16 protein-coding genes are annotated in these 13,273 nt (G+C 64.0%); 5 read left to right on the forward strand and 11 right to left on the reverse strand.

Annotated features, from left to right (window positions below; translation table 11 throughout):
• On the reverse strand, positions 1 to 295 hold a 295-nt coding region (locus BG842_RS04320; RefSeq protein WP_069449834.1), incomplete at its 3' end, for an SRPBCC family protein.
• A 197-nt stretch (positions 296 to 492) separates the two neighbouring features.
• Between BG842_RS04320 and BG842_RS04325 the strand changes: the two genes are divergently transcribed.
• On the forward strand, positions 493 to 1,227 hold the full coding sequence (locus BG842_RS04325) for an MBL fold metallo-hydrolase (RefSeq protein ID WP_069449822.1): 735 nt from the start codon (positions 493 to 495) through the stop codon (positions 1,225 to 1,227).
• Between the two features lie 15 nt (positions 1,228 to 1,242).
• Here the strand turns inward: BG842_RS04325 and BG842_RS04330 are convergent, their stop codons facing one another.
• The 3 genes from BG842_RS04330 to BG842_RS04340 form a co-directional block, all read right to left on the reverse strand.
• A complete protein-coding gene (locus tag BG842_RS04330; protein WP_069449823.1) occupies positions 1,243 to 1,779 on the reverse strand; it encodes a hypothetical protein in 537 nt (178 codons plus the stop codon).
• 73 nt (positions 1,780 to 1,852) lie between these two features.
• Positions 1,853 to 2,938: an mRNA surveillance protein pelota gene (locus BG842_RS04335; protein ID WP_007977691.1), complete on the reverse strand. Its 1,086-nt coding sequence runs from the start codon at positions 2,936 to 2,938 to the stop codon at positions 1,853 to 1,855.
• 84 nt (positions 2,939 to 3,022) lie between these two features.
• Positions 3,023 to 3,715, reverse strand: a complete 693-nt coding sequence (locus BG842_RS04340; RefSeq protein ID WP_069449824.1) for a DUF4013 domain-containing protein — start codon at positions 3,713 to 3,715, stop codon at positions 3,023 to 3,025.
• 162 nt (positions 3,716 to 3,877) lie between these two features.
• Between BG842_RS04340 and BG842_RS04345 the strand changes: the two genes are divergently transcribed.
• A complete protein-coding gene (locus BG842_RS04345) occupies positions 3,878 to 4,327 on the forward strand; it encodes a hypothetical protein (protein ID WP_254662893.1) in 450 nt (149 codons plus the stop codon).
• Here the strand turns inward: BG842_RS04345 and rqcH are convergent.
• The 6 genes from rqcH to BG842_RS04375 form a co-directional block, all read right to left on the reverse strand.
• Positions 4,311 to 6,410, reverse strand: coding sequence for a ribosome rescue protein RqcH (rqcH, locus tag BG842_RS04350; RefSeq protein WP_069449826.1), 2,100 nt, complete (start codon positions 6,408 to 6,410; stop codon positions 4,311 to 4,313). The genes BG842_RS04345 and rqcH overlap by 17 nt on opposite strands.
• A 106-nt stretch (positions 6,411 to 6,516) precedes the next feature.
• Positions 6,517 to 6,867 (reverse strand): hypothetical protein, encoded by a 351-nt coding sequence (locus tag BG842_RS04355; RefSeq protein ID WP_069449827.1) that lies wholly within the window; start codon positions 6,865 to 6,867, stop codon positions 6,517 to 6,519.
• 71 nt (positions 6,868 to 6,938) lie between these two features.
• The gene (locus tag BG842_RS04360; RefSeq protein WP_069449828.1) at positions 6,939 to 7,382 is read right to left on the reverse strand and encodes a glyoxalase/bleomycin resistance/extradiol dioxygenase family protein; all 444 of its coding nucleotides are present in this window, start codon (positions 7,380 to 7,382) and stop codon (positions 6,939 to 6,941) included.
• Between the two features lie 73 nt (positions 7,383 to 7,455).
• Positions 7,456 to 7,695, reverse strand: a complete 240-nt coding sequence (locus BG842_RS04365; RefSeq protein WP_069449829.1) for a hypothetical protein — start codon at positions 7,693 to 7,695, stop codon at positions 7,456 to 7,458.
• Positions 7,696 to 7,814: 119 nt separating this feature from the next.
• Positions 7,815 to 8,375, reverse strand: coding sequence for an SHOCT domain-containing protein (locus BG842_RS04370; protein ID WP_069449830.1), 561 nt, complete (start codon positions 8,373 to 8,375; stop codon positions 7,815 to 7,817).
• 43 nt (positions 8,376 to 8,418) lie between these two features.
• Positions 8,419 to 9,285 carry a universal stress protein gene (locus BG842_RS04375; protein ID WP_069449831.1) on the reverse strand — a complete coding sequence of 289 codons (867 nt, stop codon included), beginning with the start codon at positions 9,283 to 9,285 and terminating at the stop codon, positions 8,419 to 8,421.
• A gap of 246 nt (positions 9,286 to 9,531) precedes the next feature.
• Between BG842_RS04375 and BG842_RS04380 the strand changes: the two genes are divergently transcribed.
• Positions 9,532 to 11,322 carry an SLC13 family permease gene (locus tag BG842_RS04380; protein ID WP_069449832.1) on the forward strand — a complete coding sequence of 597 codons (1,791 nt, stop codon included), beginning with the start codon at positions 9,532 to 9,534 and terminating at the stop codon, positions 11,320 to 11,322.
• A gap of 108 nt (positions 11,323 to 11,430) precedes the next feature.
• Complete coding sequence (locus BG842_RS04385) at positions 11,431 to 12,456, forward strand: D-2-hydroxyacid dehydrogenase (protein WP_069449833.1); 1,026 nt, start codon at positions 11,431 to 11,433, stop codon at positions 12,454 to 12,456.
• Positions 12,457 to 12,543: 87 nt separating this feature from the next.
• Here BG842_RS04385 and BG842_RS29560 read toward each other — a convergent pair whose 3' ends face one another.
• Positions 12,544 to 12,696, reverse strand: a complete 153-nt coding sequence (locus tag BG842_RS29560; RefSeq protein WP_175424075.1) for an HVO_A0556 family zinc finger protein — start codon at positions 12,694 to 12,696, stop codon at positions 12,544 to 12,546.
• A 97-nt stretch (positions 12,697 to 12,793) separates the two neighbouring features.
• Here BG842_RS29560 and msrB point away from each other — a divergent pair, with 97 nt between their 5' ends.
• Positions 12,794 to 13,195 (forward strand): peptide-methionine (R)-S-oxide reductase MsrB, encoded by a 402-nt coding sequence (gene msrB, locus BG842_RS04390; protein WP_069449835.1) that lies wholly within the window; start codon positions 12,794 to 12,796, stop codon positions 13,193 to 13,195.
• Positions 13,196 to 13,273 lie beyond the last annotated feature (78 nt).

Here is a 13,273-nt window from a genome sequence, read left to right on the forward strand (position 1 = left end):
CGACGCGGTGGCCGGTCGCCGGAACGCGCACTACAGTCCACGTCCATCGGAACTCCTCGCAGGTCGTGATTTCGAAGGGAACCCAGACGCCGAGCGGCGTCCGAACCCGGCCGGTGGAGCCGACTCGAATCACGCGGTCGGAACACTCCACGTCGGTGACGGACGGTCCCCACGACGGCCACGCGGTCGTATCCGTCAGCACGGTCCAGACGCGTTCCGGCGGGGCGGCGGTCGTCCGCGAGACGGCGATGTGACGTCCGTCTGGTCCGCGTTCGACTCGAACCTCGCTCTGCATACCGGGACGACGCGACGAGGGGCGAAATCGGTGTTGCCCGACACCGGCGGTTCGACGACGGCCGTCCTCGCTCCGTCGTCCGGCGACCACCGACTACCGAACCCGAACCACCGAACCCTCCTGCGGCGACCGCCACGACGACCGCCAGCACACTGCACGACTGAACCTTTTTCACCCTCCCGCACGGGGAATTACACATGCGAATCACGTTTCTCGGCACGGGAAGCGCGATGCCGACCGGCAGTCGGTTCCAGACCGGCATCGTCGTCGAGGACGACGGCCGTCGCGTTCTCGTGGACTGTGGCAGCGGCGTCCTCCACCGTCTCCAGCAGTCGGGCGTGGGCTACGAGAACGTCTCGACCGTCCTCCTCACCCACCACCACGTGGACCACGTTTCCGACCTCATGGCCCTCCTGAAAGCCCGCTGGCTCGCGGGCGAAGAACAACTCGAAGTCGTGGGTCCGACCGGGACCAAGGCCTTCATCGAGGGCCTGCTCTCCGTCCACGACTACCTCGACGGTCGGGTGGACCTCCAAGTGCGCGAAGTCGTCCCCGGCGAGGAGTTCTCCGTCGCCGGTTTCGACGTCGAGGGGTTCGAGACGCGCCACTCGATGGACTGTCTCGCCTACCGGTTCGGGGACGCGTTCACGTTCAGCGGTGACAGCGAGGCGTTCGAAGGGTTGGCGAACTTTTCGGACGGGAGCGACGTGCTCGCCCACGACTGCTCGTTCCCCGACGAGGTGGACGTTTCGAACCATCCTACCCCGTCGCAACTCGGCGAAGCGCTGTCGGGGACCGACATCGGTCGCGTCTATCTGACCCACCTCTATCCGCACACGGACGGCAACCACGAGGCGATGTTGAAATCCATCGCGGAGCACTACGACGGCGACGTCGGGTTCGCGGAGGACCTGCTGTCGGTCGAAATATAGCCTTCGGCCGCCGTTCTACCCGTCTGCAGTCGTTCGTTCCGCAGGGTCGCCCGTTTCGACCGAAACCGATACCTCCGGAAGCGAGAAGTTGGCGATACCGAGCGGTAGCTCCCGACCTCGAACCGTGAACACCCGCCGCAGTCGCAACGCTCCGTCCACCCACAACTCGTCGCCGCCGATGCAGTGTTCGAGCCGAATCGTCCCCCGCTCTCCGCTCTCGATTTTCGTGACTTCGACGTTCTTCGGCGGCGTCTCGAAGTGTTTCGTCCAGACCAACGAACAGACCGTCTCTCCGTTCCGTGAGTGCCCCACGCGGACGCTCCCGCCGACGACGTGTGCGTCGAGGGTACTGTCGTTGTCCAGCGTCAGTTCGACGGTGACGGACTCCCCCGACCGCTTGGCGGTCGTCTCGACGACCGAAACGTCCTCGACCAGCGGGCCGAACACCTGCTGTTCGTACCGCTCCGAGAGTTTCAAGCCGACGACCGGAACCAGCCTGACGAAGTAGTACATCGCGACGATAGCCAACTTCCCCGCCAGATACAGAAACATCCGTCCGAAATTTCGGCGGGACCGCTGGTAAGCGTTCTTGCCGAACGGACGGAATATAGTCCGACGCTCGAACTCAGTTCAGCCGATAGCGCAGCAGCGCGGCGATGCCGCCGAGGTTCGATAGCTGTTCTCCCGGCGCGAACTCGTGGGAGAAGACGGTCACGTCGCCGCCCTTTCGCTCCACGTCGGTGATTATCTCGTTCACGTCGATGTCCCACTCGCCGCCCGCCTCGTCCTCGCCGAGCGCGCCGCGTTCCTTTCGAAGCCGTTCGTCCAACACGAGCAACTGTTCGACAGCACCGAAATCGGTCGCCTGCTTGACCTCCTCGATGCCGTAGGCGGCCTTCGCTCCCTCCCCGATCCGCTTCATCAGGTCGTCGATGAGTTCCGCCTCCTCGGCGATGCGCGTCTCGGCCTGCACGTCGTCCACCGCTCCGCGTTTCAGCACCTCGTGGACGCCCCTGTCGCCGGAGGAACTCACGTCCACCGTCGTTATCTTCTCGGTCAGGTCGGGGTACGCCTCGGCGATGTGGTCGTATGCGTCCTGTTTCGTGAACCCCGGCCCGGCGAGGATGATGGCGTCCACGTCGAGGTGCGAGAGCGCCGACCCCAACTGGTCGAACAGTTCGGTTCGGCCACCAGCGTACTCGCCCTTCCCGGTCGTTCCGGTGAACGACGTGTACTCGTCCGCGCCGTACTGGGCGACGGTGTGGATGTAGGCTTCGCCCTCCTCGACGGTGGCGATGGCGACGTCCGGATTGTCCGTCGCTTCGACCGCATCGTCCAGTCGGTCGAGTTGGTCGCGTTTCCACTCCTTCTCGATGGTTATCTTCTCGCGTTCCTCGACGTTGAGGGTGTGGTGGAGGCCCAACTGGTCCTCCCGCGAGCAGTCGGTGATGACCCCGCCGACGCGGACGCGGTTGGCGAACCGATGGAACTCCACGTCCTCCACCCGGAGCGTGATGTGCATGTGCTCGCGCTCGCCGCCCGTATCCCGCATCTGGTCGTCGGCGCGCTGGATGCGCCGGGTCGTATCACCCGACACGTCGTCGCCCGGTTCGAGGAGATACGTCAGATGCCAGAGGTCGTCCAGACTCTCGGGGACGAGCGTGATGCGCTCGCGGGTCCCGTCGATGGACGTTCGGTCGTGTATCTGCATGAATAGAAGTGTGTTTTCCGGCGGTAAGTGCCCTGCTATTCGCACCCTAACGCTACGAGTCGTCCCGACGGAAACGAAAGAGAATCAGACCGCGGGTTGCCCGTCCTCGACTTCGGACCCCTTCTGCAGTCGGTGTTCGTCCGCTTCGGCGTATCCTCGTGCGTAGATGTACGCCGCAGTCACTTGCGCGTAGAAGCCGACGAACACGGCCGCGAGCCAGCCGAGGAGCGGGACCGCGCCGACGGCGCTCGCGATGACACCGGCCACGACGAGGACGCCCAGCGCCAGCAACCAGCCCGTTCCGTACTCCCCGTCGCGGAGGATGGGCACGAGCGATTCGTACTCGAACGCCGACCCCATGGTGTTCTTCTCGGCGAACCGAACGAGCGCGGCGGGAAGGGCGTACCACACCGCGAGTCCGGCCACGAGCGTCAGCACGCCGCCGAGGATGGCCACGAGGCCGCCCAGCGCGGGCGCGTTGTCGGCGAGCGCCACGCCGCCGCCCACGAACACGACGGCCAACACCGCCGGTACGAGCGCGTAGACGACCGTGATGACGACCGCCTTGAGTCCGTCTACCGTTAATTTCGTCCAGTCGCCGAATTCCGGAGCGTCGGTGTCTCCGTCCGAAACACGGCGCAGGACGCGAATCACGTATCCCTGCACGATGAGTGCGGGGATGATGAGGAACCCGAAGATGATGAGTAAGCCGCCGACGAGTATCGTCATCGCGGCGTCGTCACTGTCCTTCAGGTACCGGATACTTTCGTTGAACATTTGTCTCCCCCTCGGGTTGAATCCCGCAGATTCGCCCGATACAGTGCTCTAGACGACGCCTGCGAGCTTAACCGTTTGCTCGGGAAAGAGAACATGTTAGAACAGACTAACATCGATGGCGTGTCGAAAAAACCACAATAGCGAATCGACAACCGTTTGCGCATGGATTGGTCCGCGTCGAGGCGGCGGTTCGGTCGCTGTTGCTGTTCGGCAGTGCTCGGGACGTTCGCGGGTTGTAACGCCCTCTTGGATTCGAACGGAGAAACGAGGAGTACGACGAAAACGAACGGTGCATCGAAAGCGCACGGAACGGCCTCGAAATCAGAACGGAACGAAATTCCGGTTTACGCAGTCAATCACACCGACGAGAAACGAGACCTCTCCATCGTTATTTCCGGTGGTAAGGAAGTCATATCGAAGCGCTTCATTCTCGAAGCGGGAGAGCGAAAACGGATTTCCTCGGTCAGCAGTTCCAACCAGCCAATCACAGCCGAAACCCGGAACGGCCTGAAAAACAGCAAACCTGCAAAATCCGGTGCACTGTCCGTGACCATCGACATCCGAACCGATTCCATCGACATTCGGTCGGAAACGCTCACCGAACGAAACTGAACTCAGTCCACCATCCGACTCCCGCCCGCGGCAGGAACTCCTGAATCAGGTCGGGACTCGCCACCTTGCGGACGAACGAGGTGTCCGCAAAGCGCTCGCGGAACTCGCGGTAGAGTCGCTTCGCGGCGTCGTTCTGGGCGTACTGGCCCGGTTCGACTTCGATGACTGTCTCGGCCTGCTTCTCGATGGCCGACGGCGGGCCGCCGATGACGCGGGTGTTCGGTTCGACCGTAATTCCGACCGCGACGCCGACGGGCGTGTCCTCGAAGTAGGTCCGGTCGCCGCGGATGGCGAACCCGCCCTTCTCCAGATACTCGCCGCTTTCGGGCGTCTTCGACACTTGGTCGGGCGTGACCATGTAGGCGTCACCCGCGAAACGGCCGTCCTTCCACACCGACGAGTAGGAGACGGCGAACTGGGCGGCCTCCTGCTTGCTCTGGTCTGGCACGTCCACGTCCTTCGACGGTTCGCTCGGGTCGGAGGTCTTCAGGATGGTGATGGGACCGCCGTGGGCCTGTGAGTGGAAGAACAGGTCGTTTCTGTCCATGTACTTCTTGACGAGTTCCTCGTTCTCGTCGGCGTTGCGCCCGCCGAGGACGAGAAAACCGTCCGAGGTGCGGAACCAGCGGAACCGCTCGTACCACTGTTCCTGCTTCCGAACCGGAATCGACGCCCGCGACAGCCAGTCGATGTTCTCGGGTTCCGTCCGCTCCTCCTCGGGTTCTTCTTCCCACTGCTCGGCGCGTTTTTTGACTTCTTCCAACTCCTCGCGGGTGTCCTCGATGGCGGCCAGCGCGCCCTCCTTTTTCTCCTCGATTCGCTTGGCCTCCTGATAGAGGCGATTGGCGTTCTTCTCCACGCCGTCGTCGGGGAAGAGCGTGATTTTCGTGTCGTCGATTTCGACCGTGACGGTCCCTTCGCTCGGGTCGATTCCCTGCACGGCTTCCGCCGCCTCGATGCCGCGCTCCGCGCCCTCTTCGAACCGGGCTTCGATGTCGGCCCACGGCGTGTCCTCGGCGCGGGCGTTCCGAACCGTCGAGAGGATTTCGTCCACGAAGCCGTAGTTGGCGTAGAGGAGTTCCGCCTTCTCTCGCTCGGCGTCCGCCTTCCGTTCGAAGCCTTCGATGGCACCCTCCTGTTGGTCGATGATGCGCTGTTGCTTCTCGATTTGCGCTTGGAAGTCGGGTTTCTGCGGTTCGCCCGCGTCCTCGTTTTCGGACACGTCGAGGTTGGTGAAGTAGTCGTCAACAGCCGCGTTGAACGAGTCGAACGCCTCGGAATCCAACCCTTCGTACTCCTCGAGCGGGAACGGCGTCACGTCAACTCGAACGTCGTCTTCGTAGTAGACCCGCGGGTCGAAGTCGCCGGTTTCGAGCGGTTCGCGGAGGCGCTCGATGGCCGCGTACAGCCGTTCGTACTCGTCCTCGTCGGCGTCCGCGATGTCCGTGACTTTCTCGACGCCGGCGCGGGTACAGACCTCCTCTGCGTACAACCCGCCGAAGTTGAGTTGCGTCGCCAGCGTCCGAACCACGTCGGTGTCCGAGTCGTTCATCCGGTACTCGAACTCCTCGTAGTCGATTTCGAGCGGATTCACCCGCGAACTGGGGAACTCGTACTGGGACCCCGGCGCGACGGTTCGGGATTTGAGCCGAACCGTGTCCAGACAGTCGATGACTTCGTTGTTCTCGTCCAGCACGGCGACGTTGCCCTGTCCGAACAGTTCCGCGACGATGGTCGTATCGCCGTCCTCGCGCTTGAAGTGGAACTGGAGGATGCGGTCGAACTCGAACTGTTCGACGCCCGCGAAGTCAGCCCCCGAGAGGCGGTTTCGGAGCATCATGGCGAAGTTCGGCGGTCTGCCCGGCGCGGGCGGGACGTGTTCCGGTGCGACGGTGTGGGCGCGTTTCACCTCGCCCACTTCCACGAGCAGTTCGAGCCGACCGCGGTCGAAATCGCGCATCTTGAGGCGCAACAGGTCGTCGCCGTAGAGATACGCCTTATCGACCTTCGCGCCCTCGAAGGAGTTCAACTCCCGCGTGATGGCGGCGAGGTCGATGCTCGAAAGCTCCCGCTTTCTATCCATAGCCGTCGTTTTCTCGGGCGGGAGGAAAGGCGTGTCGTTCGACGTCACCGCGGCGAAACGGTTCGCCGAGCGAACGCACCGATGAGATAGGCCGGGACACCGACTGCTACTCCCCAAAAGACCCCGGTTCCGACACCCACATCAGCGTCGGAGTCGGAAACACCGCGTCGAACGCGGCGATGGAGACGAAAAACCCCAGCGTCGGGGCCGTCGAGAGGGCGATGCTCACGAGAATTCCGTCGTTCCAGTAGGCGACTAAAAGCGGGGGAATCGCCGCCAACAGGAAGAGGATTCGGAGGTCGAATCCGAACGTGAACATCACGGGGAAAACCCATGGCGGCGTGTGGACGAGGAACGTGAGGACGAACAGGCCGACCGCGACCACGAGCAGTCGCTTCGAGAGGCGCGTGTCCCGACCCAGAGCGATTGTACCGCACCCGTGTTTCCCGGTCGTCACGACCGGAGTGTCTCGCGGGTCGGAATAAGCTTTCAGGTGACACGGAGGTGTGTGGGTTCCGACCCCGTCGCTTACGCGTCGGACGATCCCATGACGTCCTCGAAACTACGGTCCGTTTCGGTGCGCTCGGAGAACACCAGTTCGTAGCCGTCAGGGTCTCGAACCGTCGTCTCTCGCGTGTTCCACCCGGTTTCGTGCGGCGGGGCGACCACATCCGCACCCGTTTCCTCGGCCCGCTCCGCCACGTCGTCGATGGCCTCGTCTTCCACGGTAAGATAGATGGCAACGCCATTCCCCCGGGTGGTTTCCGCGTCCGCGTCTCCCTCGGACCTATCGGCGACGAGCATGACGTCCGCGTACTTTCGGTAGCGGACGTGGGCCATCACGGGCATCGAGTAGATGACGTCGAAGCCCAACGCCTCGTACCACGCCGTCGATTCCTCGACGTTCGAGACCGTCAACTGGGGAAAGAGCGGCATCGGGTAGATATCGTGGTCGGAATCGAAATCGGACATGACGAATCGACAGTCTCCACAACGGGAGATAAGGATTTCCCGGCATAGAGAAGCGGTAGCACACCCCCGTTCGTCACCGTCCGGGGACGGCGTACGGTTCGCCGCGCCGCCGGTTCCGCTTCCGGAGGTAGACCGCGTAGACGATGATGGCACCGATGAACGGCGGGATGAAGAACCCGATGAACATCCCGACGGCCCACATGTCGGCGGTGTCCATCCGGCGCTCTTTGGCATCTCGGTACACCCACGCCGCACAGAGGAGGGCGAGCGGAATCGCGAGGAACCACGGGACGACGATATGGATTCCGGCCATGGCGGCAGTTCAGAGGACGCCGCCAAGTATCTTGTCGTCCAACTCTCATTTTCGGAGGGTCGTCCGACTTCGGTTTCGACGGCTCATCGAACACTCGATTTCGACGACCCGTCAGCTGATCACCCGTTTTCGGACGCGAATTCGCCCCGTTCGACCGATTCCTCGGCGTTCTCGACGGTACTCGTCGCCCGTAACCGCTCGAACTTCCGGTCGAACTGCTCGTTGGTCAGTTCGCCGCGGGCGTACCGATTGCGGAGCGCGACGACGGCCTCGTCCCTGTCGGACTCGACGGTCAGCAATCGCTCGACGCCGCGTTCGAACTGGGCTTCGCTGACCTCGCCGTCGGCGTAGCGACGGCGGAGGGTCGAAAGGGCGTCGTCGGTAGTGACGGTCGAGTTCGTATCGCTATCGTCCCGAATCGACGTTGAGGATGGTTCGTCGGTGGAGACGGTCGGGGTCGTATCGCTAACGTCTCGCATCGGCGACGAGGGCGAGTCGTCGAGTTCGTGCATCTCGGGGCCGAGGGAGACGTGCAATACGGCCGCGAAGACGACGATGGCCCAGAGCGACACCGCGAATAGTAGGTTGCCCTTGAGGAACGCGATGAATCCAAGAGACGAGAGAAGCAACGCGCCGAGCACGAAGCTGTCGAGTAGGATTCGAACTCCCGAATCGGCCATTATCGAACGGTCGAGGTGATAGGACAAAAACCAATCGACAGCGCTACACTTCTCCCAAATCCCGCACGGTGAGCACGGGCGTCTCCGAGCGACGAATCACCGTCTCCGCGACGCTCCCCATCACGAACCGGTCGATACCCGTCCGGCCGTGGGTCCCCATCGAGAGCAGGTCGATGTCGTGTTCCTCCGCGTAGTCGAGGAGTTGCTCGGCCGGTCGTCCGCGGAGGAGTTCCCGTCTCGCGTCCGCGCCCGCGCTCCGAACCCGCGAGACGGCATCGGCACACGCCCCGTTCCCTTCGTCTTTCATCAGTTCGGCCAGCGACCCCGACCGGGCGATGCGCGAATCGACGACGTAGACGACGTGCACGAAGGCGTCGTACTCCGCCGCGAGCGCGGCGCACACTTCGATGGCGCGCTCGGACCCTTGCGTCCCGTCGACCGCCAAGAGGACGTTCTCGTACTCCGGCGTGGGAACGTCGTCCCCGTTTCGAACCGTCAGCACGGGAACGCGGGCGAGTCGGTTGACCTTGCGCGCCGTGCTCCCCACGAAGTAGCGTTCGATGCGGCCTCGGTGTCCCGTCCCGATCGAGATGCCGTCGATGTCGTGCTCCTCCGCGTAGTCGAGGATTTCCCGGAACGGGAGTCCCGACGTCATCGCTTCCGTCACGTCGATGCCGCGCTCGCGCCCCCGTTCAGCCACCGCCGCGGTCGCCCGTTGCCCTTCCGTTTCGAGCAGGTCGACGAGCGTGGCCAGTCCCTCGTCGGCGTTTCCCACCTGCAGTTGCGGCGTGTCGATGACGTACAGCGCGTGGACCGTCGCACCGGTTTTCTCGGCGATTCGAAGGCCGTGTTCGATGGCCCCCGCCGTGGCTTTCCCGCCGTCCGTCGGAATGAGAATCGAGTCGAACATCGTCACCGATGCGTTCGACGAGCACGGACTTCAATCGATTTCCCCGCCGCCGGTCGGAGGGGGAAAGGACAATCCGACGACGCGATGGATTTTGTCGGGAGCGCTCGAACTATTGAGGTAGCCATTTGTCATCTACCGCTGAATGAACGGTGGGGTGGCACGTGAGCAGCGCGACGCGTGACCACGGGGGTACGAATGGTGATTTCGCTTCAAACAGGTGTCCCGATTCCACCGATAACGAACAGTATGCTCGTCGTCCTCGGAATCGTCCTCGTCGCGTTCGTCCTGTTCGTGACGGAACTGTTCCCCGTGGACGTGACGGCGCTCATCGTCCTCGTCCTCCTCATGGTTCTCGGGCCGTGGACGAAGGTGTCGCCGACGGACGGCCTCTCGGGATTTTCGAACGAGGCGACCATCACGGTCCTCGCCATGCTCATCCTCAGCGAGAGCGTCCGGCGGACGGGCGCGGTGCAACTGCTCGGCCATCGCGTGGCGGGACTCGTCGGCGACAGCCAGTTCAAACAGGTTTTCGCAACGGTCGGTCTCGCGGGGTCCGTCTCCGGATTCATCAACGACACGCCCGTCGTCGCGTTGCTGGTCCCGTTCGCCTCCGACCTCGCCCACCGAGGCAACACGTCGCCGTCGAAGCTGATGATTCCGCTCTCCTACGCGGCCATGCTCGGCGGGACGCTCACGCTCATCGGCACGTCCACGAACCTGCTGGCGAGCGGCCTCGCACAGCAATTGTTGGGTCGCTCGCTCGGCATTTTCCAGTTCACCCCCGTCGGCATCGTCGTCCTCGTCACCGGCGTGCTCTACCTCGTCTTCGTCGCGCCGCGGTTGCTTCCCGAGCGCGTCAGGCCGCGCGAGACGCTCCTCGAAGAGTACGAGGTCGAGGAGTACCTCGCCGAACTTGTCGCGCCCGAAACGTCGCCGCTCGTGGGGACGCCCATCTCCGACATTCCGGCCGAAGCGGGATTCGGCGGCGAGGTGAAGGAAGTGCTCCGCGAGGACGCCGTGCTGTCGCCGTTTTCGGACGAGTTGGTGGAGCCGAACGACCACTTTCTCATCTCGGCGAGTCAGCCCGACCTCACCTCGCTCATCGAGGAGGAGGCGTTGAACCCGCTCCCCACGGTCGGCCGCGAACCGGCGGTCACGGAGGAACCGGCCCGGAGCGACGACGCGGAAAGCGTCCTCATCGAAGTCGTCGTTCCGACCGATTCGGCGCTCATCGGCGAGACCATCGAGACGAGCACGATACTCCAGCGGTACGACGCGACGCTCGTCGCCCTCCAGCGCGGCGACGTTCGACTGCCGCGCGTCCGCGAGACCGAATTCAACGTCGGCGACCTGCTGTTGCTGCAACTCCCCGCCGACGAACTGGAACGCGTGGCCGAGACGCGCGACCTCATCGTCGCCCGGGAAATCCCGCGCGAGGACTACCGGTACGACAAAATTCCCGTCGCCATCGCCATCCTCGCGGCCGTCGTCGGGTCGGCGGCGCTCGGTCTGTTGGAGATTCAGGTCGCCGCCTTGGCGGGCGTCGTGGGGATGGTCCTCTCCGGTACCCTCGCGCCGACCGAACTCTACGAGGGCGTGGACTGGACCGTCATCTTTCTCCTCGCGGGCGTGATTCCGCTCGGCATCGCCATGGAGAACACGGGCACCGCCGCGCTCCTCGGCGCGCTCGTCGCCACGTCTGCCCAGTTCCTCCCGACGGTCGCCGTTCTCGGCGTGTTCTACGTGGCGACGGTCGTCCTCACCAACATCGTCAGCAACAACGCCACCGTCGCGCTCATGGTCCCCGTCGCCATCAACGCCGCCCGCGAAATCGGGACGAACCCGCTCGCCTTCCTGCTCGCCGTGATGTTCGCCGCCAGCGCGGCGTTCATGAGTCCCGTGGGGTATCAGACGAACCTGTTCGTCTACCGACCGGGCGGCTACCACTTCACCGACTTCGCCCGCGTTGGCATCCTGCTCCAGTTGATACTCGCCGTCGTCACGCCGATCACGATTGCTGTCTACTTCGGCCTCTGATGGAGTCTACTTCGGCCTCTGACGGGGCGCTGTCGTCGCGGTCGTGGGAGGACCCCACGGACTGCCTGAACGACCACCTCTATTTCCCTCCGACGAGAACCCGGGCGTATGACCGACCACGCGACCGACTCGTCCCCCACTACCGACTCGGCGACCGATTCGAACGACGCGCGGACGAACGACTCCCCGACGGTGCTCGTCCTCCGCCGGGGCACCCACGGCATGCCGGTATCGGACTACGCCGACGAACTCCGCGAGCGCCTGCCGAATCACGAAATCCTGCACGCGACGACTCCCGACGAGGAGCGCGAGTACATCGCCGACGCCGAAATCGTGACCGGGATGACCATCGACGAGTCCCTGCTCGCCCACGCCGAAAACATGGAACTGTTCGCGTGTGCCTACGCCGGAACGGGACACCTGCCGCTCGACGCCCTCGAATCACGGGGTGTCGCGGTGACGAACGCCTCGGGGGTCCACGGTCCGAACATCGCGGAGCACGTCGTCGGCGCGATGTTGACCTTCACGCGGAAGTTCCTCCGCGCCGGGCGACAGCAGTCGCGCCGCGAGTGGCGGCACTTTCAGGCCCACGAACTACAGGGGAGTACCGTGACAGTGGTGGGGTTGGGCGCAATTGGCCAGGCCATCGTGGAGCGGTTGGACGGGTTCGGCGTCGAGACGGTCGGCGTCCGCTACTCGCCCGAAAAGGGCGGCCCGACCGACGAGGTGGTCGGCTTCGACGACCTGCACGACGCGCTCGTCCGGACGGACTACCTCGTGCTGGCCTGCCCGCTGACGGACGACACGCGCGGGCTACTCGACGCCGCGGCGTTCGACACCCTGCCGTCCCACGCCGTGCTGGTGAACATCGCCCGCGGCAAGGTGGTCGAGACGGACGCGCTCGTCTCGGCGCTCCGAGGCAACCACATCCGCGGGGCGGCGCTGGACGTGACCGACCCGGAACCCCTGCCGGAGGACCACCCGCTGTGGACCTTCGAGAACGTCCTCATCACGCCGCACATGGCGGGACACACGCCCGAATACTACTCCCGCTTGGCGGATATCGTGGCCGAAAACGTCGCACACGTGACCGAGGCGAGTTCGTACGACGACCTCCGGAATCAAGTTCAGTGAGGACCGATTCGCGGTTTCCGTCCGTCATTCGTAGAAATAAATGGGTGATAAAAGCGGGGTCCGCAATCGCGTTCGGTGCGTGCGGAACTACCAGATTTGGGCGGCGGGCGTCTCGCAGGTGTCACAGACGACCGCCTCGTTTCCTTTGTAGGTGTCTCGAACCAACTCTCCGTCGGGACACCAGTGGCATTCTTCTCCTTCGAGGCGTCCGATGACGCCCTGCTCGGTCGTCAAACTCATTCCGTTTCCCATATTCCCCCTGCCGTGCTATGAATTTGCTGGCCCCACCGGTTCGTCGTACAGGTAGTTTATCCCCCAGCAGTCGCTAGGTGTGACCATGAGCGAACGGCCATCCGACACCCCGGAGAGCGACGAGGAGTGGCGCGAGCGACTGACGGACGAAGAATACCACGTCCTCCGCGAGCAGGGAACGGAACGTCCCCACACCGGCGAGCATCTGGACCGAACGGACGACGGCACCTACGTCTGTGCCGGATGCGGCGCGGAACTGTTCGATTCGGACACGAAGTACGATTCCCACTGTGGCTGGCCGAGTTTCTACGACGTGCCGAAGGAGAACGTCGAGACGCGACAAGACACCAGCCACGGCATGGTCCGAACCGAAGTCGTCTGCGCGAACTGCGGCGGCCACCTCGGCCACGTCTTCGACGACGGCCCGGAACCGACCGGAAAGCGCTACTGCATCAACAGCGTCTCGCTCGACTTCGAGGACGAGTAATCCGCCGGGTCGCGGCCGCTCGCCGACATCTCGACGCAAACCGCGTGCCTCGTCGAGAGGGGTCGCCGAGACGACCAT

It is taken from the genome of Haladaptatus sp. W1, from assembly GCF_001723155.1.
GTDB classification, from domain to species: Archaea; Halobacteriota; Halobacteria; order Halobacteriales; family Haladaptataceae; genus Haladaptatus; species Haladaptatus paucihalophilus.

Bases quoted from the DNA above. Each gene is read 5' to 3' on its own strand.
- BG842_RS04345 (WP_254662893.1), top strand. From the start codon at position 3,878: ATGGATTGGTCCGCGTCGAGGCGGCGGTTCGGTCGCTGTTGCTGTTCG.
- BG842_RS04335 (WP_007977691.1), bottom strand. From the start codon at position 2,938: ATGCAGATACACGACCGAACGTCCATCGACGGGACCCGCGAGCGCATC.
- BG842_RS04330 (WP_069449823.1), bottom strand. From the start codon at position 1,779: ATGTTTCTGTATCTGGCGGGGAAGTTGGCTATCGTCGCGATGTACTAC.
- BG842_RS04375 (WP_069449831.1), bottom strand. From the start codon at position 9,285: ATGTTCGACTCGATTCTCATTCCGACGGACGGCGGGAAAGCCACGGCG.
- BG842_RS29560 (WP_175424075.1), bottom strand. From the start codon at position 12,696: ATGAGTTTGACGACCGAGCAGGGCGTCATCGGACGCCTCGAAGGAGAA.
- BG842_RS04365 (WP_069449829.1), bottom strand. From the start codon at position 7,695: ATGGCCGGAATCCATATCGTCGTCCCGTGGTTCCTCGCGATTCCGCTC.
- msrB (WP_069449835.1), top strand. From the start codon at position 12,794: ATGAGCGAACGGCCATCCGACACCCCGGAGAGCGACGAGGAGTGGCGC.
- BG842_RS04370 (WP_069449830.1), bottom strand. From the start codon at position 8,375: ATGGCCGATTCGGGAGTTCGAATCCTACTCGACAGCTTCGTGCTCGGC.
- BG842_RS04360 (WP_069449828.1), bottom strand. From the start codon at position 7,382: ATGTCCGATTTCGATTCCGACCACGATATCTACCCGATGCCGCTCTTT.
- BG842_RS04325 (WP_069449822.1), top strand. From the start codon at position 493: ATGCGAATCACGTTTCTCGGCACGGGAAGCGCGATGCCGACCGGCAGT.
- rqcH (WP_069449826.1), bottom strand. From the start codon at position 6,410: ATGGATAGAAAGCGGGAGCTTTCGAGCATCGACCTCGCCGCCATCACG.
- BG842_RS04340 (WP_069449824.1), bottom strand. From the start codon at position 3,715: ATGTTCAACGAAAGTATCCGGTACCTGAAGGACAGTGACGACGCCGCG.
- BG842_RS04385 (WP_069449833.1), top strand. From the start codon at position 11,431: ATGACCGACCACGCGACCGACTCGTCCCCCACTACCGACTCGGCGACC.
- BG842_RS04380 (WP_069449832.1), top strand. From the start codon at position 9,532: ATGCTCGTCGTCCTCGGAATCGTCCTCGTCGCGTTCGTCCTGTTCGTG.